The organism is Streptomyces sp. GDS52, assembly GCF_052246875.1.
GTDB lineage: Bacteria > Actinomycetota > Actinomycetes > Streptomycetales > Streptomycetaceae > Streptomyces > Streptomyces cathayae.
In genome coordinates this window covers 5,484,245-5,509,106 of sequence record NZ_CM125966.1, presented here as the reverse complement: position 1 = coordinate 5,509,106, position 24,862 = coordinate 5,484,245, and the positions used below count along the sequence as shown (strand labels likewise).

General features: G+C 72.7%; 24 protein-coding genes and 1 riboswitch. Of the genes, 12 read left to right on the top strand and 12 right to left on the bottom strand.

What is annotated here, in order from left to right:
* Window positions 1–214 precede the first annotated feature (214 nt).
* From ACTWJ9_RS25115 to ACTWJ9_RS25105, 3 genes are read left to right on the top strand one after another with little or no spacing between them, the layout of a single operon-like run.
* A complete protein-coding gene (locus ACTWJ9_RS25115; protein WP_384210256.1) occupies window positions 215–1,291 on the top strand; it encodes an AAA family ATPase in 1,077 nt (358 codons plus the stop codon).
* Entirely contained in the window at window positions 1,291–2,655 is a 1,365-nt protein-coding gene (locus ACTWJ9_RS25110; RefSeq protein WP_279336528.1) for a DUF58 domain-containing protein, read from the top strand. The genes ACTWJ9_RS25115 and ACTWJ9_RS25110 overlap by 1 nt, the downstream gene beginning before the upstream one ends.
* Window positions 2,652–5,057, top strand: coding sequence for a transglutaminase family protein (locus tag ACTWJ9_RS25105; RefSeq protein WP_443294805.1), 2,406 nt, complete (start codon window positions 2,652–2,654; stop codon window positions 5,055–5,057). Before ACTWJ9_RS25110 ends, ACTWJ9_RS25105 begins: the two co-directional genes overlap by 4 nt.
* Window positions 5,058–5,285: 228 nt before the next feature.
* On the opposite strand, the gene ACTWJ9_RS25100 is transcribed toward ACTWJ9_RS25105, so the two are convergent.
* The 3 genes from ACTWJ9_RS25100 to ACTWJ9_RS25090 all read right to left on the bottom strand — a co-directional run bounded on the left by ACTWJ9_RS25100 (window position 5,286) and on the right by ACTWJ9_RS25090 (window position 7,559).
* Window positions 5,286–5,699 (bottom strand): DUF3040 domain-containing protein, encoded by a 414-nt coding sequence (locus ACTWJ9_RS25100; RefSeq protein WP_387036943.1) that lies wholly within the window; start codon window positions 5,697–5,699, stop codon window positions 5,286–5,288.
* A 292-nt stretch (window positions 5,700–5,991) separates the two neighbouring features.
* Window positions 5,992–6,762: a methyltransferase gene (locus tag ACTWJ9_RS25095; protein WP_279336525.1), complete on the bottom strand. Its 771-nt coding sequence runs from the start codon at window positions 6,760–6,762 to the stop codon at window positions 5,992–5,994.
* A gap of 194 nt (window positions 6,763–6,956) precedes the next feature.
* A complete protein-coding gene (locus ACTWJ9_RS25090; protein ID WP_279336524.1) occupies window positions 6,957–7,559 on the bottom strand; it encodes an SAV_6107 family HEPN domain-containing protein in 603 nt (200 codons plus the stop codon).
* 202 nt (window positions 7,560–7,761) lie between these two features.
* Between ACTWJ9_RS25090 and ACTWJ9_RS25085 the strand changes: the two genes are divergently transcribed.
* Both ACTWJ9_RS25085 and ACTWJ9_RS25080 read left to right on the top strand, forming a co-directional pair.
* On the top strand, window positions 7,762–8,391 hold the full coding sequence (locus tag ACTWJ9_RS25085) for a TetR/AcrR family transcriptional regulator (protein ID WP_387036946.1): 630 nt from the start codon (window positions 7,762–7,764) through the stop codon (window positions 8,389–8,391).
* 463 nt (window positions 8,392–8,854) lie between these two features.
* The gene (locus tag ACTWJ9_RS25080) at window positions 8,855–10,375 is read left to right on the top strand and encodes a phytoene desaturase family protein (RefSeq protein ID WP_387036948.1); all 1,521 of its coding nucleotides are present in this window, start codon (window positions 8,855–8,857) and stop codon (window positions 10,373–10,375) included.
* A gap of 40 nt (window positions 10,376–10,415) precedes the next feature.
* On the opposite strand, the gene ACTWJ9_RS25075 is transcribed toward ACTWJ9_RS25080, so the two are convergent.
* From ACTWJ9_RS25075 to ACTWJ9_RS25050, 6 genes are all read right to left on the bottom strand, one after another.
* Window positions 10,416–11,447: an SCO2102 family sporulation regulator gene (locus ACTWJ9_RS25075; RefSeq protein ID WP_279336521.1), complete on the bottom strand. Its 1,032-nt coding sequence runs from the start codon at window positions 11,445–11,447 to the stop codon at window positions 10,416–10,418.
* A 56-nt stretch (window positions 11,448–11,503) separates the two neighbouring features.
* The gene (gene metF, locus ACTWJ9_RS25070) at window positions 11,504–12,427 is read right to left on the bottom strand and encodes a methylenetetrahydrofolate reductase [NAD(P)H] (protein ID WP_279336520.1); all 924 of its coding nucleotides are present in this window, start codon (window positions 12,425–12,427) and stop codon (window positions 11,504–11,506) included.
* A gap of 106 nt (window positions 12,428–12,533) precedes the next feature.
* On the bottom strand, window positions 12,534–13,232 hold the full coding sequence (gene thiE / locus ACTWJ9_RS25065) for a thiamine phosphate synthase (RefSeq protein WP_279336519.1): 699 nt from the start codon (window positions 13,230–13,232) through the stop codon (window positions 12,534–12,536).
* 172 nt (window positions 13,233–13,404) lie between these two features.
* The gene (locus tag ACTWJ9_RS25060; protein ID WP_279336518.1) at window positions 13,405–13,770 is read right to left on the bottom strand and encodes an Rv2175c family DNA-binding protein; all 366 of its coding nucleotides are present in this window, start codon (window positions 13,768–13,770) and stop codon (window positions 13,405–13,407) included.
* 120 nt (window positions 13,771–13,890) lie between these two features.
* Window positions 13,891–15,132: an NAD(P)/FAD-dependent oxidoreductase gene (locus tag ACTWJ9_RS25055; RefSeq protein ID WP_443294803.1), complete on the bottom strand. Its 1,242-nt coding sequence runs from the start codon at window positions 15,130–15,132 to the stop codon at window positions 13,891–13,893.
* Between the two features lie 179 nt (window positions 15,133–15,311).
* Window positions 15,312–15,674 (bottom strand): hypothetical protein, encoded by a 363-nt coding sequence (locus tag ACTWJ9_RS25050; protein WP_279336516.1) that lies wholly within the window; start codon window positions 15,672–15,674, stop codon window positions 15,312–15,314.
* Between the two features lie 49 nt (window positions 15,675–15,723).
* Window positions 15,724–15,835: riboswitch (TPP riboswitch) on the top strand.
* On the opposite strand from ACTWJ9_RS25050, the gene thiO reads away from it, so the two are divergent.
* From thiO to ACTWJ9_RS25025, 5 genes are all read left to right on the top strand, one after another.
* Window positions 15,833–17,017, top strand: coding sequence for a glycine oxidase ThiO (thiO, locus tag ACTWJ9_RS25045; RefSeq protein WP_443294802.1), 1,185 nt, complete (start codon window positions 15,833–15,835; stop codon window positions 17,015–17,017). It overlaps the preceding riboswitch by 3 nt.
* Complete coding sequence (gene thiS, locus ACTWJ9_RS25040; RefSeq protein ID WP_279336514.1) at window positions 17,014–17,250, top strand: sulfur carrier protein ThiS; 237 nt, start codon at window positions 17,014–17,016, stop codon at window positions 17,248–17,250. The genes thiO and thiS overlap by 4 nt, the downstream gene beginning before the upstream one ends.
* A 2-nt stretch (window positions 17,251–17,252) precedes the next feature.
* Window positions 17,253–18,047, top strand: coding sequence for a thiazole synthase (locus tag ACTWJ9_RS25035; RefSeq protein WP_279336513.1), 795 nt, complete (start codon window positions 17,253–17,255; stop codon window positions 18,045–18,047).
* A gap of 451 nt (window positions 18,048–18,498) precedes the next feature.
* Window positions 18,499–20,463, top strand: a complete 1,965-nt coding sequence (pknB, locus tag ACTWJ9_RS25030; RefSeq protein ID WP_279336512.1) for a Stk1 family PASTA domain-containing Ser/Thr kinase — start codon at window positions 18,499–18,501, stop codon at window positions 20,461–20,463.
* Window positions 20,464–20,512: 49 nt separating this feature from the next.
* The gene (locus ACTWJ9_RS25025; RefSeq protein WP_279336511.1) at window positions 20,513–21,418 is read left to right on the top strand and encodes a deoxyribonuclease IV; all 906 of its coding nucleotides are present in this window, start codon (window positions 20,513–20,515) and stop codon (window positions 21,416–21,418) included.
* 34 nt (window positions 21,419–21,452) lie between these two features.
* Here the strand turns inward: ACTWJ9_RS25025 and ACTWJ9_RS25020 are convergent, their stop codons facing one another.
* Window positions 21,453–22,100: a sulfite oxidase-like oxidoreductase gene (locus tag ACTWJ9_RS25020; RefSeq protein WP_279336510.1), complete on the bottom strand. Its 648-nt coding sequence runs from the start codon at window positions 22,098–22,100 to the stop codon at window positions 21,453–21,455.
* A 184-nt stretch (window positions 22,101–22,284) separates the two neighbouring features.
* Here ACTWJ9_RS25020 and bfr point away from each other — a divergent pair, with 184 nt between their 5' ends.
* A complete protein-coding gene (gene bfr, locus ACTWJ9_RS25015; protein WP_279336509.1) occupies window positions 22,285–22,803 on the top strand; it encodes a bacterioferritin in 519 nt (172 codons plus the stop codon).
* A 14-nt stretch (window positions 22,804–22,817) separates the two neighbouring features.
* Here bfr and ACTWJ9_RS25010 read toward each other — a convergent pair whose 3' ends face one another.
* Together ACTWJ9_RS25010 and ACTWJ9_RS25005 are read right to left on the bottom strand one after the other, a co-directional pair.
* Window positions 22,818–23,045 carry a (2Fe-2S)-binding protein gene (locus ACTWJ9_RS25010; protein ID WP_279336508.1) on the bottom strand — a complete coding sequence of 76 codons (228 nt, stop codon included), beginning with the start codon at window positions 23,043–23,045 and terminating at the stop codon, window positions 22,818–22,820.
* A gap of 162 nt (window positions 23,046–23,207) precedes the next feature.
* A complete protein-coding gene (locus tag ACTWJ9_RS25005; protein ID WP_279336506.1) occupies window positions 23,208–24,560 on the bottom strand; it encodes a class II 3-deoxy-7-phosphoheptulonate synthase in 1,353 nt (450 codons plus the stop codon).
* A gap of 107 nt (window positions 24,561–24,667) precedes the next feature.
* Between ACTWJ9_RS25005 and ACTWJ9_RS25000 the strand changes: the two genes are divergently transcribed.
* Window positions 24,668–24,754, top strand: a complete 87-nt coding sequence (locus tag ACTWJ9_RS25000; RefSeq protein WP_361450881.1) for a trp operon leader peptide — start codon at window positions 24,668–24,670, stop codon at window positions 24,752–24,754.
* Window positions 24,755–24,862 lie beyond the last annotated feature (108 nt).

Below are 24,862 nucleotides of genomic sequence, written 5' to 3'. Positions count from 1 at the left end.
GAAGGTCGCACGGCCTGACATATCGCCGCCGGTTGTCCACAGGCGAGTGACACGAATCGGTAACGGCGGCAAGAATGCGGGAGTGGTACCGCGCGGAACTTTTCCCGCGCGGTGTCCGTGATTCGGGGTGAGCCGGGCCGCACAGCAAGGTGCCGGCCCGGACATTTGGGGCCCTTGTTCCTCGGGAGCAAGGGGAAAGGCCGAGGAGGGCCGGGTGCCGACCTATGACGATCGAGCGAGCCTTGGGGGTTCCCCCACGCGAGCGCAGCCCAGCGTGGGGGATGACCTGACCGCCGTGATCGAGCGGGTGCGGGATTCGGTGGAGAGCGTGATCGAGGGCAAGCCCGAGGTCGTGCAGCTCTCGCTGACCGTGCTGCTCGCCGAGGGACATCTGCTCATCGAGGACGTTCCGGGAGTCGGCAAGACGATGCTGGCCAAGGCGCTGGCGCGGTCCATCGACTGCTCGGTGCGGCGTATCCAGTTCACACCGGACCTGCTGCCGTCGGACATCACCGGCGTGTCCATCTGGGACCAGCAGCAGCAGGACTTCGAGTTCAAGCCGGGCGCCATCTTCGCGCAGGTGGTGATCGGTGACGAGATCAACCGCGCGTCGCCGAAGACGCAGTCCGCGCTCCTGGAGTCGATGGAGGAGCGCCAGGTCACCATCGACGGCAGGACCTACGAACTGCCCAGCCCCTTCATGGTGGTGGCGACGCAGAACCCGGTCGAGATGGAGGGCACCTATCCGCTGCCGGAGGCCCAGCGCGACCGGTTCATGGCCCGGGTCTCGGTCGGCTACCCGAGCGCGGAGGCCGAGCTGCAGATGCTGGACGTGCACGGCGGGCTCTCCCCGCTGGAGGACCTCCAGCCGGTGGCCCACGCACACGAGATCCTGAAGCTGATCGAGACGGTGCGCGCCGTCCATGTCGCCGAGCCGATACGCCGGTACGTGGTGGAGCTGGTCTCCTCCACCCGCACGCACCCCGACCTCAGACTCGGTGCCTCGCCACGCGCGACACTGCACCTGCTGCGCGCGGCGAAGGCGTCGGCGGCGCTGAACGGCCGGGATTACGCCCTGCCGGACGACGTGCAGGCGCTCGCCGCGGCCGTGCTGGCGCACCGGCTGCTGCCCACCGCCCAGGCCCAGCTCAACCGCCGCACCGCGGAGCAGGTGGTCCAGGAGATCCTGCAGCACACCCCGGTACCCGCCGATGCCGCTCCGCAGCAGGCCGGCATCGGCCTGGGCCGGGTCGGCCTGCGGTACGGCCGGCACCAGCCGCGGAGGCTGTGATGAGTACCGCGGGATCCGCCCGCGCGGAGGGCGCCCGCGGTGACAGGGGTGGCCTGCGCACGGCTCTGGCCGGGCTGACCACCCGCGGGCGCTCCTTCCTGGCCGCCGGTGCGGCCGCCGTGGTCTGCGCCTACGTGCTCGGGCAGAGCGATCTGCTGCGGGTCGGTCTGCTGCTGGCGGTGCTGCCGCTGATGTGCGCGGGCGTGCTCCACCGCACCCGCTACCGGGTCGCGGGCAGCCGCCGGCTGTCCCCCGCCCGGGTGCCCGCCGGCTCCGAGGCGCGGGTGCACCTGCGGATGGAAAACGTCTCCCGCATGCCCACGGGTCTGCTGATGCTCCAGGACCGGGTGCCCTACGTGCTCGGGCCGCGCCCCCGGTTCGTGCTGGACCGGGTGGAGGCGGGCGGTCGTCGCGAGGTGTCCTACCGGGTCCGCTCCGACCTGCGCGGCCGCTACCCGCTCGGCCCGCTGCAGCTGCGGCTGTCCGACCCGTTCGGGATGTGCGAGCTGACCCGGTCCTTCTCGACCTACGACACGCTGACGGTGATCCCGCGCGTGGAGCCGCTGCCGCCGGTGCGGCTGAGCGGTGAGGCCAAGGGGTACGGCGACGGACGGCAGCGTTCGCTGGCGCTGGCCGGCGAGGACGACGTGATCCCGCGCGGCTACCGCTACGGCGACGATCTGCGCCGGGTGCACTGGCGTTCCACCGCGCGCTACGGCGAGCTGATGGTGCGCCGCGAGGAGCAGCCGCAGCGGGCCCGCTGCACGGTGCTGCTGGACACCCGCGCCGTCGCCTACGACGGCGCGGGGCCCGACGCGGCGTTCGAGTGGGCGGTGTCGGGTGCGGCCTCCGTCCTGGTGCACATGCTGGAGCGGGGCTTCTCGGTGCGGCTGCTGACCGACACCGGCGATGCGGTGCCGGGCGAGGGCTCCGACGGGTTCGCGGGCGCGAGCCAGGAGTCGGCGGACGCGGCCGGGCTGATGATGGACGCCCTCGCCGTGGTCGGCCACTCCGACGGGGCGGGCCTGTCCCGGGCGTACGACATGGTCCGCGGTGGGAACGAGGGGCTGCTGGTGGCCTTCCTCGGCGATCTCGACGAGGAGCAGACGTCGGTGCTCGCCCGGATGCGGCAACGCAGCGGGGGCGCCGTCGCCTTCGTGCTGGACAGCGGGACCTGGCTGCGGGAACCGTCGGACGTCTCCGGCCCGTTGGACGGGGGCGGGGAGCGGCTGCGGATGCTGCGCGAAGCGGGCTGGACGGCCGTGAGCGTGCCGCGGGGCGCCTCCCTGGAGGATCAGTGGCAGCTGGCCGGCCGGGAGCGGTTCGGTCTGGTGACGGCGCGCGGTGGGGAGGGAGCAGGGTGAGCGGACGACTACGGCTGACGCTGGCCTCGTGGGCGGCCACGCTGCTGGCCGCGTGCGCGCTGCTGCCTCTGGTCAGGCCGGCTTCCTGGATCGTGCAGGCGGCCTTTCTCCTGTCTGTGCAGTCCGGTGCGGGCGCACTGGCCCGGCGGGTGCCGCTGGCCCGCCCGCTGACCGTGGCCGTGCAGGCGCTGGTGGCGCTCGTGCTGCTGACCCTGGTGTTCGCGCGTGAGCACGCGTTCGCCGGCCTGGTTCCGGGGCCTGACGCCTTCCGCTTCTTCGCCGAGCTGCTCGGACAGGGCGGTACCGACGTCGGCCGTTACGCGATACCGGCGCCGTTGTCCGACGGCATCCGGCTGATGCTGGTCGGCGGGGTCCTGGTGATCGGGCTGCTGGTGGACACCCTCGCGGTGACCTTCCGCAGCGCGGCCCCGGCCGGGCTTCCCCTGCTCGCGCTGTACTCGGTGGCCGCGGGGCTGTCCGACGGCGGCAACGATTGGCTGTGGTTCCTGCTGGCGGCGGTCGGTTATCTGACGCTGCTCCTCGTGGAGGGGCGTGACCGGCTCTCCCGGTGGGGACGGGTCTTCGGCGGGGCGGCGCGGGGCCCCGCCACCGAGTCGACCGGGGCCTGGGCCCCGGTACGCACCGGACGGCGGATCGGGCTGCTGGCGGTGGGCATCGCCCTGGTGGTGCCGCTCGCCCTGCCCACGATGAACGGCGGCCTGCTGGACCCGGCGGGTTCGGGCTCCGGCTCGGGCTCCGGCGGGGGCGGCACGATCTCCGCGGTGAACCCGCTGGTGTCGCTGCGCGACTCGTTGAACGCGGACGAGGACCGCCAGGTCATGTCCGTGCGCACCGAGATGGAGGACGTCTCGGACCTGTATCTGCGGATCGTCTCCCTGGACGACTTCGACGGCACCACCTGGAAGCCGTCCAAGCGGTCCATCACCACCGTGCCCGGCGGCGGCTTCCCGGCTCCGGCCGGTCTCGGCCAGGACGTCGAGCGCGCGGAGATCGCCACGACGGTCTCGACCGCCGACTGGTACGGGCAGGACTGGCTGCCGATGCCGTACCCGCCGAGCGGCGTGGACATCAGGGGAAACTGGCGCTACGAGCCCGTCGGGATGACGCTGGTCGGCGACCACGGCCAGAACACCCAGGGGCTGACGTACGGCGTGCGCAGTCTCGACGTGCGGCCCACGGCGGAGCAGCTGGCCGGCGCGTCGGCGCCGCCGGCCGCCCTGAAGCGGGACTACACCGAGCTGCCGGACTCGCTGCCCGCGCTGGTGTCCCGGATCGCCCGCCAGGTCACCGAGGAGGCGACGAACGACTACGACCGGGCGGTCGAGCTCCAGGAGTACTTCGCCTCGACCGGCGGCTTCACGTACGACACCGAGGTCGCCGTCGGCAGCGGCTCGCAGGCGATCGCCCGCTTCCTGAGGGACAAGGAGGGCTTCTGCGTCCACTTCTCCTTCGCCATGGCCTCGATGGCCCGGTCGCTGGACATACCCGCCCGGGTCGCGGTGGGTTTCGCGCCCGGCACCCCGCAGGCGGACGGTTCGGTGTCGGTGGGACTGCGGGACGCGCACGCCTGGCCGGAGCTGTACTTCGAGGGCGTGGGCTGGACCCGCTTCGAGCCGACCCCCACCCGCGGTTCGACACCCTCCTACACCGTGCCGGACACCTCGGACAGCGCGGTGCCCGACCCGGCCCGGCCGTCCGAGGCCGCGTCCTCGGAGCCCTCGGCCGCCCCGTCCTCGCGCGAAGGCTGCACGCTGGAGCAGCGGAGGCTGGACGGTGGCTGCGAGAGCGAGGCACCGTCGGCGGCGCTGCCCACGGACGGTGACGGTCCCCGGTGGTACGCGGTGCTGGCGTGGGCGCTGGCGGGTCTCGCCGTCCTGGTGCTGCCGCTGGCGCCGATGGCGTGGCGGCTGCGGATCCGGGCGGTGCGCCTGGGCGCGCACGGCCGTTCGGAGGCGGACGCGGCCGCGCACGTCCTGGCCGTCTGGGACGAGCTGACCGACACCGCGTGGGACTTCGGCATCTCCCCAGACGAGTCGCTGACCCCGCGCAAGGCGGCGGCCCGGATCGTCCGGCTCGGCCGGCTCGACCCGGATGCCGCGGCCGCGGCGCACCGGGTGGCGGACGCCGTGGAGCAGGTCCTCTACGCGCCGCGGCCGCGCCCCGCGGCGGGGTCGGCGGACGACGTGCGCCGGGTGACGGCCGGTCTGCGGTCCGTGGTCGGCCGTGGCACGTGGCTGCGCGCGCTGTTCGCCCCGCGTTCCACGGTGCGGGTGGTGTGGTCGGTGTCGGCCCGGTGGGCCGGCGTCCGGGAACGCGCCCTCGCGCTGCGGCCGACGTGGCGGCCCACCGGGCGGCGGCCCACCGGGCGGCGGCCCACCTGACGGAAGCCGCCGCGGGAGCTCTTGCGGGAGCCCTCGCGGCGGCAGGGGTGAAGCGGGAGTGAGGCAGGCGGGGTGAGGCGGGGGCCGGGTGGAGTGGTGCGGCCCCCGCCTCCGAGTCCCGGTGCGGACACGGATCAGGGGGTGGCCACCGGTCCGGTGGCCACCCCCTGATCCGTGCTCTCGGTCTTCAGGTGTCCTGGAACTGTCTGCGGGAGCCGGGTGCGGGAGCTACTGCCCGCCGCCCTGTTCGTCGCGGCGGCGCTGCCAGCGCTCCTCTATGCGGTTCATCACGGAGCGTCGCTGCCTGCTCTGACGGCCGGACTGCGGCGGACCCGTGGAGCCCACGGCTCCGACGGGCTGCTCACCGGGCTTGGGGGCTTTGCGCCAGCCCGTCACGGCGAGGACCGCACAGCCCAGCATGACGAGGAAGCCCACCACACTGAGCCAGACCTGCTGGGCGACCATTCCGGCCATGAGGAGCGCAATACCTACGAGGAAGCCCGCGACCGCCTGGTAGACCCGCCGACGGGTGTACGTACGCAGGCCACTTCCCTCGAGCGCCGACGCGAACTTGGGATCTTCGGCGTACAGCGCTCGCTCCATTTGCTCGAGCATGCGCTGCTCGTGCTCCGAGAGCGGCACGGCGTCCTCCTCATCGTGCAAGTCGCCGGGGCGACCCGGGGGGTCCCTTCAGGATAGGCGGGGTTTCGACCCCGTGAAACCCGCCCCTCTGCGCCAACTGGCCGACCGAAACCCGCCATGCGCGTCCCGGGCCGCTCGAGACTTCTCATTCCCCGATGGCCGAGCCGTCATGCCGGTCGGTCTCCCTCGATCATACGGTGCCCCGCCGCCATTCGGGGGGCCTGTGGCCCACTCCATGCACCGGCGGGCCGACGGACGCGTCGCTGATCAGCGACGCGTCACAGAAGATCACTCAGGTCCCGGTGGTCCCCCGCGCCTCACCGAGCACATGGAGTTGGGTGGCCACGGAGTGGAAGGCGTCGAGTTCCGCCGCCGCGGCCTCCAGCTTCAGCAGTGCGTCCAGGGCCCCGGGCTCGGTGTCCACGAGCACGCCGGGAACGAGATCCGCGAAGACCCGCACCCCGTGCACGGCGCCGACCCGCAGCCCCGCGTCCTCGACCAGACCGGTGAGCTGGTCGACGGTGAAGCGGCGCGGTACGGGATCGCCCGTGCCCCATCGGCCGTTCGGGTCATCGAGCGCCTGCCGGGCCTCCTTGAAGTGACCGGCGAGGGCGCGGGCGAGCACGGCGCCGCCGAGGCCGGCGGCGAGCAGGCTGAGGACCCCTCCGGGGCGCAGGGCCGCCACCGTGTTGCGCACGCCCTCGGCCGGGTCGTCGACGTACTCCAGGACGCCGTGGCACAGCACCACGTCGTATCCGCCGCGCTCGGCCACGTCGAAGAGGCCGTGCACGTCGCCCTGGACGCCCTTGACCCGGTCGGCGACCTCCTCCTCGACGGCACGGCGTTCCAGGGCGAACAGCGCGTCGGGACTGGGGTCGACGACGGTGACCCGGTGGCCGAGACGGGCCAGGGGCACCGCGAAGTTGCCGCTGCCGCCGCCGGTGTCGAGGACGTCCAGCGCCGGCCGTCCGGTCGCCTCGGCCCGGCCTCGCAGGGCGTCCTGAAGGACCTCCCAGACCACGGCGGTACGGAGAGCGGCGCGGGGGCGCAGGGTGTCCGACACGGCAGTTGACTCCTCGGCGCGGCACCGCCTCATTCACGGCGGAGCGATCGGGCTGCCTCCCCTGCCCGGACGTACGGAGGACGGCGGAGGCTTCAGGCGCCTTCCACCCTATTGCCTGCGGCACGCTCCCCGGCCACCGCGGGGCGGCGCCCCGGGCCGCCCCGCGGTGGCGGGCGCCGGTGCGCCCGCGCGGGTCAGCCGGTGTCGGGCATGTCCCGGTCCGCGCCGCCACCGGGGTCGTGGCCGTCGGGGTGGGCGGCGCGGGCGGTGTGGTGCGGGCGCTCCGCGTCGGTACGGGGCTGCGGGAGGACCGGCTGGAGGACGAGCATCCGCTCCACCAGGCGCAGGAACATCGCCACGTCCCGTATCAGATCGTCGGCGTCCCGGCCGCTCGCCGCGTCCCGGATGCCCGCCTCGGCCCGCGCGCGGCGCCGGGCGCCCGAAGCGAACAGGGCGCTCCACTCGGTGAGTTCGGGCGCGATCTCGGGGAGCACCTCCCAGGCGCTGCGGATCCTGCTCCGGGCCCGGGGCGAGGTCTCGGGCCGCCCCCGCGCGGCGAGCACGGCGGCGGCGGTGCGCAGGGCGGCGAGGTGGGCCGTCGCATAGCGCTCGTTGGGTGTGTCGAGGACGGTGGCCTCGTCGAGTCCGGCACGGGCCTGGGCGAGCAGGCCGAGGGCGGCGGGCGGGGCGGTGGCACGGCGCAGCACGGGGTGGACGTCGTCCGCCGGGCCGGTCAGTGAGGGGGCAGGGCCGGTGGCGCGGCGCCGGCGGGCGGCGGCTGCGGAGGAGTGGGCCATGACGAACCTCCTGTCGTCTTCGTGACGGCATCCCCTGCTACCGGGTGCCGTATGTGCTCATCGTGCGGTATGGCACTGACAATCCGTTCCGACCTGGGGTTTCACCGGGTTGTACGTCGCTCGACAGTTCGATCCCGGGTCGGCCGCCTCCTGGGCCGAGCCTGTGGAGGGGCGGGGCGGCGGCCCTGTGACAATCAGGGCCATGGAACGCAGCAGCACCACGTCGGGCGGCAGTACCCGCCGCGAGGCCACCCGGCAGAAGCTCTACGAGGCGGCCGTCACCCTCATCGCCGAACAGGGCTTCTCCGCCACCACGGTGGACGAGATCGCCGAGCGGGCAGGGGTCGCGAAGGGCACGGTCTACTACAACTTCGCGAGCAAGTCGGTTCTCTTCGAGGAGTTGCTGCGGCACGGGGTCGGGCTCCTCGCCGCCTCGCTGCGGGAGGCGGCCGACCGGACGGCCCTCCGGGGCGGCGGCAGGGGCGACGCCCTGGACGCGATGATCCGCGCGGGGCTCGTCTTCATCGACCGCTATCCGGCCTTCACCCAGTTGTACGTGGCCGAACTGTGGCGCACCAACCGGGCCTGGCAGTCCACGCTGCTGGTGGTCCGGCAGCAGGCCGTGGCGGTCGTCGAGGACGTGCTGCGCGAGGGCGTGGAGAGCGGCGAGTTCAGCGCGGAGACCGACGTTCCGCTGACGGCGGCGGCGCTGGTCGGCATGGTGCTGGTGGCCGCGCTGGACTGGCAGTCCTTCCAGCCGGGGCGCTCCCTGGACGAGGTGCACGCGGCGCTGTCCCGGCTGCTGCAGGGACGCGTGGGCGGCCGCCACTGAGCCGACCGGCCGGGCGGAGCCACCCGGTCGTGTACCCCGGCGCGCACGAAGACGCCGGTCCGGCGGTGGCTGCGTCCCCCGCGAGCCACTGCCGGACCGGCACCTTCCTGCTCCCCCGTGGTTCCCCTGTACGTCCCCCCGCAGGACCCCCGTTGCGGTCGTCCCCCCGGGACCCCCGTGCCTCGCTCCCACCGACGGCGCCGGTGGAAGGAGCGGATCGCGGGCCGGTCCGTCTCCGGCGCCCCGTGTCGCCGGTTGCGGAGCCGTTCCCCTCTCCGTGCTCTCCACTTTCTCGTTTCCGCAGGTCCTGGCCCATCCGCGCGCGTACTCATCTCGGGGACTAGGTACGGGTACTCAGCCCTGCGCACCCACCCCCACCACGCCGTGTCGCCGGCTGGTCACCGGAGCGGGGGTGCCGGTACTCGGGACCGGGGTGTCGGTGGGGGCGGATAAAGTCCCTGGCATGGCACGGATTGCGGTGATCGGCGCCGGGATGGGCGCGATGGCGGCCGCTGCCCGGCTGGCCGTCGCGGGCCACCGGGTGGCGGTGTACGAGCGGACGGACACGTACGGCGGCGCGCTGCGCCGGCTGGAGCGGGACGGCTTCGCGTTCGACACCGGCCCCGGACTGCTCCCGCTGCCCGCGGTCTACCGCGATCTGTTCGTCAAGACCGGCAAGGAGCCGTTGGACGCCTGCGTCGACCTGGTCCAGGTCGACCCGTCGTCCCACCATGTGTTCGCGGACGGCACGCGTGTCTCGCTGCCGAACGCGTCCCGCGCGGGTGCCGTCCTTGCCCTGCAGGAGGCCCTCGGTCCCGCTGCCGGACAGCGTTGGGGCGACTTCCTGGTGCGCGCCCGCGAGGCCTGGGCCAGGACCCGCAGACCGCTCCTGGAGGAGCCGCTGTGGCCCGACTGGCGGGTGCTCGCCGACCGCGAGCCCTACCCGGCCGTCCCTCACCGGAAGCTGCTGCGCACGCGCACCGCGGGCACGCTCGCCGAGGTCGGCGCCTGGGAGCTGCGCGATCCCCGGCTGGTCTCCCTGCTGGGGAGTTACGCGCTCGAGCACGGCCTCGACCCCCGGTCCGCCCCGGCGAGCGCGGCGGTGCTGCCGTACATGGAGCACGCCTTCGGCACCTGGTACGTCCGCGGCGGCATGCGGGAGCTGGCCCGCGCGGTGTACGAGCGGTGTGTGGCCCGCAGGGTGGAGTTCCGCTTCGGCGCCGAGGTCACCGGCCTGCTGGAGAAGGACGGCCGGGTGGCGGGCGTGGAGTTCGCCGAGGGCACCTCCCCCGCCTCCGGGGGGAGAGCGGTGGCCGAGGCGGACCACGTGGTCGCCGGGGTGACGCCCGCGGTGCTGGACCGGCTGACCCGGGGGAGCCGGGTGCGGGGTGACGGCGAGGTGCCGGGCAGGACCGGGGCGGCGAGCCGTCTGACGGTGCTGCTGGCGCTGCGCGGGGGGCGTCCGGAGGGGACACCGCACCGGACGGTCGTGCACACGGAGGACCGGGAGGCCGAGCTGGATTCCCTGACCGGTTCCCCGGCGGGCCTGCCCGCGCACCCCACGGTCACGGTCCTGCGGCCCGACGACCCGGCGCTGGTCCCCGACGACGCCCATGAGGCGGTCACCCTCACCTCGGTGGTGCCCCAGGGCGCCGGGCCGGGCCTGGAGGAGCACGCACAGCGCATGATCACCGCCGCCGAGCGGGCGGTGCCCGGACTGCGCGACCGGCTGCTCCGGCACGAGGTGCGCACCCCGGCCGACATCGCGGAGGCGACGGGCGCGGAGGGCGGAGCGGTGCCCGTACCGGCGCTCGCCGCGGCGGGCGGGCGGCTGCTCCACCCGTCCAACGGCACGCGCGTACCGGGGCTGTTCACGGTCGGCGGCTGGTCGCACCCCGGCGGGGGGCTGCCGCACGCCGGGATGTCGGGCGCGCTGGTCGCCGGCCTGATCGTGGAGGGGCCGGAGTTCCGCGGTTCCCAGTGAACGACGGGGACGCTTCTGGATGTGAGCGGATCCGGGCGGATCAGTAACGGTACTGCTGCTCGTCGTACCCGTTGCCGTTCCCCGGCGCCTGGCCCGTCTGGCCCGTCTGGTCCTCGCCCTGGTACGGGTACGGCTGCTCCTGCGGGAGTTCACCGCCGTACAGGTCGTCGGCGTTGCGCTGCTGCGGGACCCACAGGCCGCCGGCCGGGGTCTCGCCGCCGTAGGCGCCGCCCCCGTACTGGTCCTGGCCGTAGCCCTGCTGGCCGTACTGCTGCGGGTCGGCGTAACCGGTGCCGTACGAGGCGTCGCCGTAGTTCGAGTTGCCGATGTACGGGTCGGAGTAGGCGGCGTACTGCTGCTGTTGGCCCGTGCTGTCGTAGGCGGCCTGCTGCTGACCGTAACCGGAGTAGTCGTAGGCGTAGTTCTGGTCGGTGGCGTAACCCTGGTCGGGGCTCTGCGCGGTCGCCGCGTACTGGTCCTGGGCCGGGGTGCCGTACCCGTTGCCGCCGTTGTCACCGTTACCGCCGTTGTCGCCGTAGACGCCGTACGAGCCGGTGTCGTCGGGCATGGGCTGCGGCTCGTAGACGGCGGTGGTCTCGGCGGCCGTCGGCTGCTCGGTGCGCGTCGGCGTGAACACGTCGTCGCGGTCGTAGTCGTCCGCGGCGTAGGTGTTCCGGTCGGTGCGGTAGGCGGCGGCCTCGTCCCCGTAGCCGTCCCCGCCGCCGTGGCCGTCGCCGGTGGCCTCCAGGCCGGAGACCTCCAGGGTCGGTTCCTGCCGCGCGCGGTCACCCCGGCCGCCCTTGACGGCGGCCAGCGCCGGGGCGTTGACCGCCCAGCCTGCCGCGAAGCCGCGGCGGAACGACAGGGTGACGTAGGTCTGGCCGATCGCGAAGGCCACGGCGCCCAGTCCGATGACGAGGACGGTCTGGATCAGCACACCGAGCACGACGCCCAGGAAGCCGGCGAAGGCGAGCAGCCGCCAGCGCAGGCGTGCCTTGTACTGCAGCAACACCTCGCCGAGCAGCCACAACGCGACCACACCGAACGCGATGTAGAGGACCGTCCAGCCCATGTACGCCCCTCTCCCAGCGGCCGCTACGCAGTGTGTCGTACACCGGTGCGACCGGTCTAGGCCCGCAGCGGGTGGTGCAGGCCCAGGTTTTCGTAGATTTCCAGCGTCGCCGTGGAGTTGTTGAGCGTGATGAAGTGCAGTCCGGGCACTCCTTCGGCCAGCAGCCGCGCGCAGAACTCCGTGGCGAACTCGATGCCAATGGAGCGTACCGCCGCCGGATCGTCCGCCGCTGTGAGGATCCGCTCTTTCAGGGCATCCGGGAACGACGCGTTACTGAGCTGCGGCAACCTCTCCAGCATCTTCACACTGGTCACCGGCATGACCTCTGGAATCACCGGCGTGTCGCAACCCGCCGCGTCGACCCGGTCACGCAGGCGCAGGTACGACTCGGGGTGGAAGAACATCTGGGTGATCGCGTAGTCGGCGCCCGCCCGGCACTTGTCGACGAAGTGCGCGACGTCCGTGTCCCACTCGGCCGACCTCGGGTGCATCTCCGGGAAGGCGGCGACGCCGACGCAGAAGTCACCCGACTCCTTGATGAGCCGGACGAGTTCGGCGGCATAGGTCAGCCCCTGCGGATGCGGGATCCAGTCGGCCATCGGGTCGCCGGGCGGGTCGCCCCGCACGGCGAGCATGTTGCGGATCCCGGCGTCGGCGTACTGGCCGATGATGTTGCGCAGTTCGGCGACGGAGTGGTTGACCGCGGTGAGGTGGGCGACCGGGGTGAGGGTGGTGTCCGCGACGATCTGCTCGGTCTCGTGGACCGTGCCCGCGCGGGTGGAGCCCCCGGCACCGTAGGTGACGGAGACGAAGTCCGGGGCGACCGCCTCGACCCTGCGCAACGCACTCCAGAGGTTCCGTTGGCCCTTGGGGGTCTTCGGCGCCGAGAACTCGAACGAGTACGTCGTCTTTCCGGCGGCGAGCATGTCGCGCACGGTGCGTGCGCGGTCAGTCCTGGTCGATGCGGTTCCGAGGGCCATACCGGCAGGTTAGCCAGGGGCCAGCGCCACCCCAACCGAATGAGGGTTATTTGCCCGATTCACGGCTTTCTTGTCCACCCTTCGGACAAACCTGAGACGAACTCGGTCACCGGGCGCCGGACGCCGCGCGCAGCCGCTTCGCGAACTCGGACGCCGCCGCGCCCGGGTCGTCCGCCTCGGTGACGGCCCGTACGACGACGACCCGGCGGGCGCCGGCCTCCAGCACCTCGTCGAGGTTGCCGAGGTCGATGCCGCCGATGGCGAACCAGGGGCGGTCGGTGCCGAGGGCTGCGGCGTACCGGACCAGGCCGAGGCCGGGGGCGTGGCGGCCGGGCTTGGTGGGGGTGGGCCAGCAGGGGCCGGTGCAGAAGTAGTCCACGCCCTCCTGCACGGCCGCCGCGGCCGCCTCGGACTCGGCGTGCGTGGAGCGGCCGATCAGGACGTCCTCGCCCAGGACGGCTCGGGCCGCGGGGACGGGAAGGTCGCCCTGGCCGAGGTGCAGTACGCCGGCGCCGGCGGCGTGGGCGACGTCCGCGCGGTCGTTCACCGCGAGCAGCTTGCCGTGCCGGGCGCAGGCGTCCGCGAGGACCGCCAGGTGCTCCAGCTCCTCGCCGGCCTCCATGCCCTTGTCCCTCAGCTGCACGATGTCGACACCGCCGGCCAGGACCGCGTCCAGGAACTCCGCGAGATCGCCCTGCCGCTTGCGGGCGTCGGTGCAGAGATAGACCAGGGCGTCGGAGAGCCGGGCGCGCGCGGTGGTGCCTGCGGCGGTACGCGCGGTGGTGCCTGCGGTGGTGACTGGCATGCGGGTGTCCCCCCGTGTGTCGGTGTCGGCCGGACCGGGGCGAACCCGGGGCCGGGTGGAGCGCGGCCCGGCGCCCTGGGACAGCGGCGCCGGGCGGCGGTTCACAACCGGACGCGGCTCCCCGCCCCGATACGGGTCCGGGGGGTCAGGGTCCGGGTGTTTCGTCGCGGGCTCAGACGGCGAGCGCCTGGGCGCGGCGCTTCACCTCCGTGCCGCGGTTCTCGCTCAGCGCCTGCGCGGGCGTGCCCGGCAGGCTCTCGTCGGCGGTGAAAAGCCATTCCAGCATCTCTTCGTCCGTGAAACCGTCGTCCCGCAGGAGCGTCAGGGTGCCGGTGAGGCCCTTGACGACCTTGTCCTCGTCGATGAAGGCGGCGGGGACCTGCAGTGCGCGGTTCTCACCTCGGCGTACGGCGATGAGCTGGCCCTCCTTGACCAGCTGCCGGACGCGCGTCACCTCGACACCGAGCATCTCGGCGATGTCGGGCAGGGTGAGCCAGGCGGGGACGAGAGCATCGATCTTTGCGTCAATCTCGGTCACGGGACAAGCGTGCCATCTGGCACTGACAGTCGGAAGCCGAGCCCCTCCGCCCGGGGTCCGTCCGGCGGATCGCCGCGCACGGACGTGTCGGCCGGACGGCCCTCCCCCGGGGGCCGGGGTTCACCCCTTCGCCGACTTCAGCGGCCGCTCCGAGTCGGCCAGCAACTCCGCGTCCAGCACCGTCCCCGCCTCGATCAGCCGGCGCCCCTGGGCCAGGTCGCGGGGGCGGCCCACCGCGAGCAGCGCCACCAGCCGGGACTCCCGGAGCCAGCAGACCGTCCAGGCCGGCCCGTCGGCGTCCCCGCGCCACACCGTCCGGTCGGCGTCCGCGTGGTGCCCGGCGTACTGGACGAAGCGGCCGAACTGCTCGGACCAGAAGTACGGCACCGGGTCGTACACCGCCGGAGGTTCGCCGGTGGCCGCCCCGAGGATGTTCGCCGCGACCGTGCGCGGGCCCTGCAGGGCGTTGTCCCAGTGGTGCACCAGCAGGCGTTCGCCGTACCGCCCCGAGGGGAAGGACGCGCAGTCGCCGACCGCGTACACGTCCGGCACGGAGGTCATCAGGTGCGGGTCGGCGACCACGTCACCGCGCTCGCCGAGCTCGACCCCGGATCCGGCCAGCCAGGCGGTGGCGGGGCGGGCCCCGATCCCGACGACGACGGCGCCCGCGGGCAGTCGCGAGCCGTCGTCCAGCACCACCGCGCCGGGCTCGACGCGCTCCACGCGCGCGCGGGTGTGCAGCACCACCCCCGCGTCGCCGTACCAGGCGGTCATCGGGGCGGCCGCCTGGGCGGGCAGCGCCTCGGCCAGCGGCCGGTCGGCCGCCTCCACGACGGTGACCGCGCAGCCCGCCTCGCGCGCCGCCGTGGCGAACTCCGCACCGATCCAGCCGGCGCCGACGACCACGATGTCCTGGCGGTCCGCGAGCACCGGCCGCAGCCGTTCGACGTCGTCCAGGGTGCGCAGCAGATGGACGCCCGGGACCCCGTCCGCGCCCGGCAGCCGGACCGGTTCGGCACCGGTCGCGACGACCAGGACGTCGTAGGGGACCGGCCCGGCCTCCGTGTCCAGTTCGTGGTCGGCGGGGCGCAGTCCGAGCACCTCGCAGCCGAGCCGCAGTTCGATGCCGAGCGCCTCGAAGTCGACGTCGAAGGCGGAGTTCTCCGCCTTGCCGAGCAGCACCGCCTTGGACAGGGGGGGCCGGTCGTACGGCTGGTGGGGTTCGGCACCGATCAGCGTCACGGTGCCGGTGAATCCCTGCTCCCGGAGGGCGACGGCGGTCTGCACGCCGGCCATTCCGGCCCCCGTCACCACCACGCGCCGCGGCTCGGACGGTCCCCGTTGCTGCATCTGCTCGCTCACCTGATCACCACCGGACCTCTTTCGAGGGAACCACCGGCTTCAGCCGGTGGGGGAATCGAATCCCTAATGTACGTTTCTGGTGTCCCGCAAGGGATCGGTTCGGGCTGGACCGCAACCCTCGGGTGGGAAACACCCTTCCTTCGGGAGAGGGAGCGGAGTCACAGACACCTGACCATCGGTCAGTCAGCCGGTCGGCCTGCGGGACCCGTGAGCTGCTCCACGACACTGGTCCCGCTGCCCGGCTGCGACTCCCACTGCCAGGCCTCCTCCAGCCGCACCCGCCCGTCGGGCAGCTCCACGACCGTCGACACGCAGTGCCCCGAGGACGTGCCGCCGTCCTGCTTGAGCTGCACGTACCGGAAGTCCAGCCGGTCCCCCTCACGGGTGCCCACCAGGTACCCGCGGGCGACGTCACCGCCCGCGTACTCGGCCCAGATCCCGCCGTCCTGCTCGTGGTACGTGAACCGGGTGCGGGTGCCGACCTGGCCCGGCGCCTGGTCGGCGACGGGGGCGAGGACGAGACCGTCGAGCGAAGCGGCCATGCGCGGGCTCCCTACACGTTCGTTGTTCCGAGGGCTAGGGTGGCCAACGTAAGACATTCGCGGGAGCCCGGGCGCACCGGGCTGAGAGGGAGGCTGGCGGCCTCCGACCGTATGAACCTGATCCGGGTCATGCCGGCGAAGGGAGGGGCTGGACGCCCATGTCACCCACACACACCTCGCAGCGCTCCCCCGACGTCCTCGTCGTCGGGGGCGGCGTCATCGGTCTGGTCACGGCCTGGCGGGCCGCGCAGCGCGGGCTGGCCACGACCGTGCTGGACCCCGAGCCGGGCGGCGGTGCCGCCCAGGTGGCCGCCGGAATGCTGGCCGCCGTCACGGAACTGCACTACGGCGAGCAGACCCTGCTCCGCCTGAACCTCGCCTCCGCGCTCCGCTACCCCGGCTTCGCGGCCGAGCTCACCGAGGCCACCGGCCACGACCTCGGCTACCGCCGGTGCGGCACGCTCGCGGTCGCGCTGGACGCCGACGACCGCGCCCATCTGCGCGAACTGCACGCCCTGCAGCAGCAGTCGGGGCTCGACGCGCAGTGGCTGTCGGGGCGGGAGTGCCGACGCCTGGAACCGATGCTCGCCCCCGGTGTGCGCGGCGGGCTGCGGGTGGACGGCGACCACCAGATCGACCCCCGGCGGCTGGCGGCGGCGCTGGTGACCGCCTGCGAGCGGGCGGGGGTGGTCCTGCACCGTGCGTGGGCCGACCGGCTCACCGTCTCCGGGGAGCGGGCCACGGGCGTGGTCACCGCCGACGGCACCCGGCTGGCCGCCGGGCAGGTGGTGCTGGCCGGCGGCAGCCTCAGCGGTCGGCTCGCGGGCATCCCCGCGGAACTGCTGCCTCCCGTGCGTCCCGTGAAGGGGCAGGTGCTCCGGCTGGCGATGCCCGACCGGTTCGGTCCGTTCCTGAGCCGGACGGTGCGGGCGGTGGTGCGGGGCAGCCAGGTGTATCTGGTCCCGCGCGAGAGCGGGGAACTGGTGATCGGGGCGACCAGCGAGGAGCAGGGCTGGGACACCACCGTCACCGCGGGCGGGGTGTACGAGCTGCTGCGCGACGCCCACGAACTGGTCCCCGGCATCACCGAGCTTCCCCTCACCGAGACCCGGGCCGGGCTGCGCCCCGGCACCCCCAACAACGCGCCCCTGCTCGGCCCGTCCGGGCTCGAGGGGCTGGTCCTGGCGACCGGGCACCACCGCAACGGCGTGCTGCTCACTCCGGTCACCGGCGACGTCCTGGCGGAGTTCCTGGCCACCGGTGAACTCCCGGCACAGGCCCGCCCCTTCACCCCCCGGCGGTTCACCGCGACCGCCGCCGTCCTCACGGAGCAGCCCGCATGAACACTCCTGCGCACACCCCGGTCACCGTCACGGTCCCGGTCACGCTCAACGGGGAGCCGCGCGAGGTGGCTCCCGGTACGGCGCTCGACGCGCTGGTCGGCACGCTCACCGAGGCGCACTCCGGGGTGGCCGCCGCCCTCAACGAAACGGTCGTCCCGCGCGCGCAGTGGCCGCTCACGCCCCTCGCCGAGGGGGACCGGGTGGAAGTCCTGACCGCGGTGCAGGGAGGCTGATCATGGCCGACGATCCGTTCGTCCTCGGCGGTACGTCCTTCACGTCCCGTCTGATCATGGGCACCGGCGGGGCGCCCAGCCTCGAGGTGCTGGAGCGGGCGCTGGTGGCGTCCGGGACCGAGCTGACGACCGTCGCGATGCGGCGGGTGAACCCCTCGGTGCACGGCTCGGTGCTCTCGGTGCTGGACAGGCTGGGCATCCGGGTGCTGCCGAACACGGCCGGCTGTTTCACCGCCGGGGAGGCGGTGCTCACCGCCCGTCTCGCGCGGGAGGCGCTCGGCACCGACCTGGTCAAGCTGGAGGTCATCGCCGACGAGCGCACCCTGCTGCCGGACCCCGTCGAACTGCTGGAGGCGGCCGAGACCCTGGTCGACGACGGGTTCACGGTGCTGCCCTACACCAACGACGATCCGGTGCTGGCGCGGAAGCTGGAGGACGTGGGCTGTGCGGCGGTCATGCCGCTCGGGTCGCCGATCGGGTCGGGGCTCGGCATCCGCAACCCGCACAACTTCGAGCTGATCACGCAGCACGCGCGCGTACCGGTGATCCTGGACGCGGGTGCCGGTACGGCGTCGGACGCGGCGCTGGCGATGGAACTGGGGTGCGCGGGGGTGATGCTCGCCTCGGCGGTGACGCGGGCGCAGGAGCCGGTGCTGATGGCCGCCGCCATGCGGAGCGCGGTCGAGGCGGGGCGGCTGGCCCGGCGGGCAGGGCGGATTCCGCGGCGGCACTTCGCCGAGGCGTCCTCTCCCGCGGAGGGGCTGGCCGTGCTGGATCCGGAGCGGCCGGCGTTCTGAGGGTGTTCTCCCACCCGCGCACCACTCCGTTTCCAGTCGGCCGAGAGGTGGAGGCTCCCCGCGGGGCCGAGCGCCACCGGCGGCCGCGGCTGCTGCTGACGGCGGCAACCGCAGGCACCGAGCCCCACCGACGGCCGCAAGACCGAATCGCGTCGACGGCCGCAGACACGGGTGAAGCCGGCGGTCGCAAGACCGAATCGCACCGACGACCGCGGGAGCCGGTGAGACCGACGGACATAGGGCCGAATCGCACCGACGGTCGCGGGAGCCGGTGAGGCCGGCGGGCGTAAGACCGAATCGCGTCGACGGCCACGGGGGGGTGGGAGGCCGGCGGGCGTGGGGAGGTTCCTTCGTGGGGTGCGTCACAGGTCGGCTGCAGTCGTGCCCCGATCCGGGACCGTTCCGAACCGATCCGGTCGGCGCCGTCGGTGGCTCCTCGTAGACTCCCAGCGTGGACACGACCCTTCAGGACCCTCTGGTCGGGCAGTTGCTCGACGGCCGGTACCGCGTCGAGGCGCGTATCGCGGTCGGCGGGATGGCCACGGTCTACCGGGCCGTGGACACCCGTCTGGACCGCGTGCTCGCGCTCAAGGTGATGCACCCGGCGCTCGCCGCCGACGGCTCCTTCGTCGAGCGGTTCATCCGCGAGGCGAAGTCGGTGGCCCGGTTGGCCCATCCGAACGTGGTCCAGGTCTTCGACCAGGGCACCGACGGGGCGTACGTCTACCTGGCGATGGAGTACATCGCCGGCTGCACCCTGCGGGACGTGCTGCGCGAGCGCGGTGCGCTGCAGCCGCGGGCCGCTCTGGACATCCTGGAGCCGATGCTGGCCGCGCTCGGCGCCGCGCACCGGGCCGGGTTCGTGCACCGGGACATGAAGCCGGAGAACGTGCTGATAGGGGACGACGGCCGGGTCAAGGTCGCCGACTTCGGGCTGGTCCGGGCCGTGGACACGGTGACGAACACCACCGGCACCGTGCTGGGCACGGTCTCCTACCTGGCGCCGGAGCAGGTCGAGAGCGGTAGCGCCGACCCCCGCGTGGACGTGTACGCGTGCGGCATCCTGCTGTACGAGATGCTGACCGGTGAGAAGCCGCACGACGGCGACTCCCCCGCGATCGTGCTCTACAAGCATCTGCACGACGACGTGCCGCCGCCGTCGGCCGCCGTCCCCGGTATGGCGTACGCGCTGGACGAACTGGTCGCTTCGGCGACCGCGCGCAACCCGGAGGTCCGCCCGTACGACGCGGTGGCGCTCCTCGCGCAGGTCCGCGAGGCGCGCGGCGGACTCGACGACGGGCAGCTGGACGCGGTGCCGCCGCAGGCGCTGACCTCGGAGGACCAGACCGTCCGGGGCGCCGAGAACCGTACGAGCGTCATCCCGCGCGCGCTCACGTCCCCCACTCTCGGCTTCGCTCGAGCGGGGGGACCCCCATCCCGCCCGCTGCCCGTCGACGAGCACCGCCACACCAGTCGGCTCCAGTCCCCGGCGCTGCCGCCGCGGCGCGGTGTGTCGCTGCGCGGTCCGCTGCTGCGGCGCGGACCGATGGCGATCGTCGTCGCCGTGCTGCTGGTGCTGGGCGCCGGGGCGGGCGTGTGGTACATCAACTCCGGCCAGTTCACCAAGGTCCCGCCGCTGCTGGCGAAGACCGAGAAGGAGGCCCGGGAGCGGCTGGCGGACGCCGGGCTGGGCGTCGGCCGGGTCGAGGAGGCGTACAGCGACACCGTGGAGCGGGGCACGGTGATCAGCACGGATCCGAAGGCGGGCGCCCGTATCCGCGGCAGCGACTCGGTCTCGCTCACCCTCTCCAAGGGGCCGCAGACCGTGCGGGTGCCCGATGTCGACGGCTACCGGCTGGACAAGGCGCGGTCCGTGCTGAAGGACGCGGGTCTGGAGCCGGGCATGGTCACCCAGGAGTTCAGCGAGGACGTGGCCAAGGGCTTCGTGGTCTCCACCGGGCCGGGCAAGGGCACGAAGGTCCGTGCGGGCTCGGCGGTGGCGCTCACCGTCAGCAAGGGCAGCCCGGTGGACGTCCCCGAGGTGGTCGGCCAGGACCTGGACGACGCGCGCGCCGCGCTGGAGAAGGCCGGTCTGAAGGTGAGCATCGCCGCCGAGCGGGTCACCTCCGAGCACGACGCGGGCCGGGTGGCCCTGCAGAGCCCGGAGGCCGGCCGTGAGGCCGCCGAGGGGGACGGCGTGACGCTGACGCTGTCCAAGGGACCCGAGATGGTGGCGGTCCCGGACGTGGTCGGCGACAGTGTGGACGAGGCCACCGGGAAGCTGGAGGGTGCCGGGTTCCGGGTCAAGGAGGACCGCGGGCTGCTCGGTCTGTTCGGCGACACCGTCAAGGCGCAGTCCGTGTCCGGCGGGGACACCGCGCCCAAGGGCTCGACGATCACCCTCACGATCCGCTGACGGAGGGGCTCGGCGGCTTCGGCGGCCCGGGGCATGACACCCTGGAAGGGTGAAGAGTCACCTGTCCGGCCCTGCCCGCAACCCGGTCGGCGGCCATGTCCCGGTGGCCGGCGGTCTGCATTCCGTCGGCCTGTCCTACGCCCGTGAGCTGCGCGCGGAGGCCGTGCAGGTCTTCGTCGCCAACCCGCGCGGCTGGGCGACGCCGACCGGCGACCCGAAGCAGGACGCGGCGTTCCGCGAGGCGTGTGCGGCCGGGTCGATCCCGGCGTACGTGCACGCCCCGTATCTGATCAACTTCGGGTCCCACACCGAGGCGACCGTCGAACGGTCCGTCGGGTCGCTGCGCCACTCGCTGCGGCGCGGGCGCGAGATCGGGGCGCTGGGTGTGGTGGTGCACACCGGCAGCGCGACCGGCGGACGGGAGCGGTCGGTGGCGCTGCGGCAGGTACGGGAGTACCTGCTGCCGCTGCTCGACGAGCTCACCCATGACGACGACCCGTTCCTGCTGCTGGAGTCGACGGCCGGCCAGGGCGCCTCCCTGTGCTCGCTGGTCCGGGACTTCGGTCCGTACTTCGAGGTGCTGGACGCCCATCCGAAGCTGGGTGTCTGCCTGGACACCTGCCATGTCTTCGCGGCCGGCCACGACCTGACCGGGCCGAGCGGGATGCGCCGGACACTGGATCTGCTGGTGGACACGGTCGGCGAGGGCCGGCTGAAGCTCATCCACGCCAACGACTCCATGGATGTGGTCGGCGCGCACAAGGACCGTCACGCGAACATCGGCGCAGGCCACATAGGCGAGGAACCGTTCCGCGCGCTGATGGCGCACCCGGCGACCGAGGGGGTGCCCCTGATCATCGAGACCCCCGGCGGCAAGGAGGGGCACGCGGCGGACGTGGAGCGTCTGAAGAAACTCCGGGATCAGGGTTCCCGACCCGCGGATCAGGGTTCCTGACCCGCGGATCAGGGGCCCGCGGGCCCGGCCCCGGTCAGAGTTCGGGGCCGTCCCCGGGCTCCTCCTGGTAGGAGTAGCGCTGCTCTCTCCAGGGGTCGCCGACGTTGTGATAGCCGCGCTCCTCCCAGAAGCCGCGGCGGTCGGCGGTCATGTACTCCACGCCGCGGACCCACTTCGGTCCCTTCCAGGCGTAGAGGTGGGGGAGGATCAGGCGGAGCGGGAACCCGTGCTCGGCGGTCAGCAGTTCGCCGTCCTTGTGGGTGGCGAAGAGCGCCTGCTCGGACGAGAAGTCCGCCAGCCGGAGGTTGGCGCTGTATCCGTACTCGGCCCAGGCCATCACATGGGTGACGCCGGGCGCGGGCGGGGCGAGTTCCAGGAGGGTACGGGCCGGGATCCCGCCCCATTCGGCGCCGAGCATGCTGAACTTCGTGACGCAGTGCAGGTCGGCCACGACGCTGTGGTACGGCAGGGACGTGAACTCCTCGTGGTTCCAGCAGTGCGTGCCGCCGTCGGCGGTGGCGCCGAACACCCTGAACTCCCAGCGCTCGGGCCGGAACCTGGGGACGGGCCCGTAGTGCGTGACCGGCCAGCCCTTCTGCAGCCGCTGCCCCGGCGGAAGCTCGAACCGCGCCGCTTCCTCTGCTGTGCGCTCCCCCGATTCGCGTTCCGCCGGCTGACCCATGCTTCCATCCTGACAGACCCGGTGTGACGCATCGGACCGGGGCCCCATGAAGTCGGACAATACCCATCACATACTGCCGACAAGGCTCTTACCGGGTAAGCATGTACTTACTGGACGATCTTCTCGGCCGGTGGAATCATGCGGCGCATCTGGCCCGTTCATCCGTGTGGAAGGAGCCGCTGCGATGCAGGGCGACCCCGAGGTCATCGAATTCCTCAACGAGCAGCTGACCGCCGAGCTGACCGCGATCAACCAGTACTTCCTGCACTCGAAGCTGCAGGACCACAAAGGCTGGACCAAGCTCGCCGAGTACACGCGCGCCGAGTCCTTCGACGAGATGCGGCACGCGGAGGTCCTCACCGACCGCATCCTGCTGCTCGACGGCCTGCCCAACTACCAGCGGCTCTTCCACGTCCAGGTCGGGCAGACGGTGACGGAGATGTTCCAGGCCGACCGGAAGATCGAGGTCGAGGCCATCGACCGCCTGCGCCGCGGCGTGGAGGTCATGCGCAACAAGAACGACATCACGTCCGCCAACATCTTCGAGGCGATCCTCGCCGACGAGGAGCACCACATCGACTACCTGGACACCCAGCTGGAGCTCATCGAGAAGCTGGGCGAGGCGCTGTACCTGTCGACGGTGATCGAGCAGTCGCAGCCGGACCCCTCGGGCCCGGGGACGAGCGGGTTCTCGACCCGCTAGGACGTCCGGGCGGCCTACGCGGCCTCGGGGAGCTCCGCCGTGAGGGACGGACGGCCCTGGCCGTCCGACTGCCGGCGGGGGCAGGCGCCACGCCCGAGCAGCGCTTGGATGCGTCGCACGCAGCCGCCGCAGTCGGTGCCCGCCTTGCAGGCGGAGGCGATCTGCCGGGGGGTGCAGGCCCCGGCGTCCGCATGGCTCCTCACCTGCTCCTCGGTCACTCCGAAGCAGCTGCAGACGAACACGCGGTCCACCTCCCGAAGTAGTGCTGGGTCGCGCCGTACCGACCCCTGATCGGTGAGGCAAACCTAACCTTACCTGTCGTTCGGGGGACAAAAAAGTGGGGTGGGGCACCGATCCTGTGTGATCCGTGCCCCACCCCTCGCCGTTTCGGCAGGTGAGCGGTGTTACTGGTCCCGGTACATCTCGGCGACGAGGAACGCCAGGTCCAGCGACTGGCTGCGGTTCAGCCGGGGGTCGCAGGCGGTCTCGTAGCGCTGGTGCAGATCGTCGACGAAGATCTCGTCGCCGCCGCCCACGCACTCGGTGACGTCGTCACCGGTGAGTTCCACATGGATACCGCCCGGGTGGGTGCCGAGCTCCTTGTGGACCTCGAAGAAGCCCTTCACCTCGTCGAGCACGTCGTCGAAGCGGCGGGTCTTGTGCCCGGAGGCCGCCTCGAAGGTGTTGCCGTGCATCGGGTCGGTCACCCAGGCGACGGTGGCACCGGAGGCGGTGACCTTGTCGACCAGCTCGGGCAGCTTGTCGCGGATCTTGTCCGCGCCCATCCGGACGATGAAGGTCAGCCGGCCCGGCTCGCGCTCGGGGTCGAGCCGCTCGATGTACTGCAGCGCCTCCTCGGCCGTGGTGGTCGGGCCGAGCTTGATGCCGATCGGGTTGCGGATCTTCGAGGCGAACTCGATGTGCGCGTGGTCCAGCTGCCGGGTGCGCTCACCGATCCACACCATGTGCGCGGAGACGTCGTACAGCTGTCCGGTGCGCGAGTCGACGCGGGTCAGCGCCGACTCGTAGTCCAGCAGCAGCGCCTCGTGCGAGGAGAAGAACTCGACGGTCTTGAACTCCTCCGGCTCGACCCCGCAGGCCTGCATGAAGTTCAGCGCCTGGTCGATCTCGCGGGCGAGCTGCTCGTAGCGCTGGCCGGACGGGGACGACTTCACGAAGTCCTGGTTCCAGGCGTGCACCTGGCGCAGGTCGGCGTAGCCGCCGGTGGTGAAGGCGCGCACCAGGTTCAGCGTGGAGGCCGAGGCGTTGTACATCCGCTTCAGCCGCTCGGGGTCCGGGACGCGGGCCTCTTCGGTGAAGTCGAAGCCGTTGACGGAGTCGCCGCGGTAGGTGGGCAGGGTCACGCCGTCGCGGGTCTCGGTCGACTTGGAGCGCGGCTTGGAGTACTGGCCGGCGATCCGGCCCACCTTCACGACGGGCACGGACGCGGCGTACGTCAGTACGGCGCCCATCTGGAGCAGTGTCTTGAGCTTGGCCCTGATGTGGTCGGCGGACACCGCGTCGAAGGACTCCGCGCAGTCGCCGCCCTGGAGAAGGAACGCCTCTCCCTTGGCGACGGCCGCCATCCGGGCGCGCAGCTGGTCACACTCGCCCGCGAAGACGAGCGGCGGATACGACTCGAGGTCCGCGATCACTGCGCGCAGAGCCTCGGTGTCGGGGTACTCGGGCTGCTGCGCCGCGGGCAGTTCTCGCCAGGTGTTGCCAGCACTCGGGCTGGTCTTAGCGTTCACGGTCACGCCTCAACATTACGGGGTGGGATGGCGCCTTCCGGGCCTGTGCCCAGCAAGTGAGACAGGAAAAACTCTCAGTGGACACGCGAGGGACATGCGCTAAGGTGCGTCGCATGTTCGCGCTTTCGACCCGGAACGGTTCGGTTCAGAACCCTTCCGCCCGGAACTGGTGGTGGACCGCTTCTCCGGCGGCCCACTGAATCATCGCGCGTACACACGACTCCGCGAAGGCCGCCCGAGGGGCGGCCTTCGGCGTTCGCGGGCCCCGCGGCGCCCCGGCCGGCCCTCCGTCACCGAGGGACCACGAC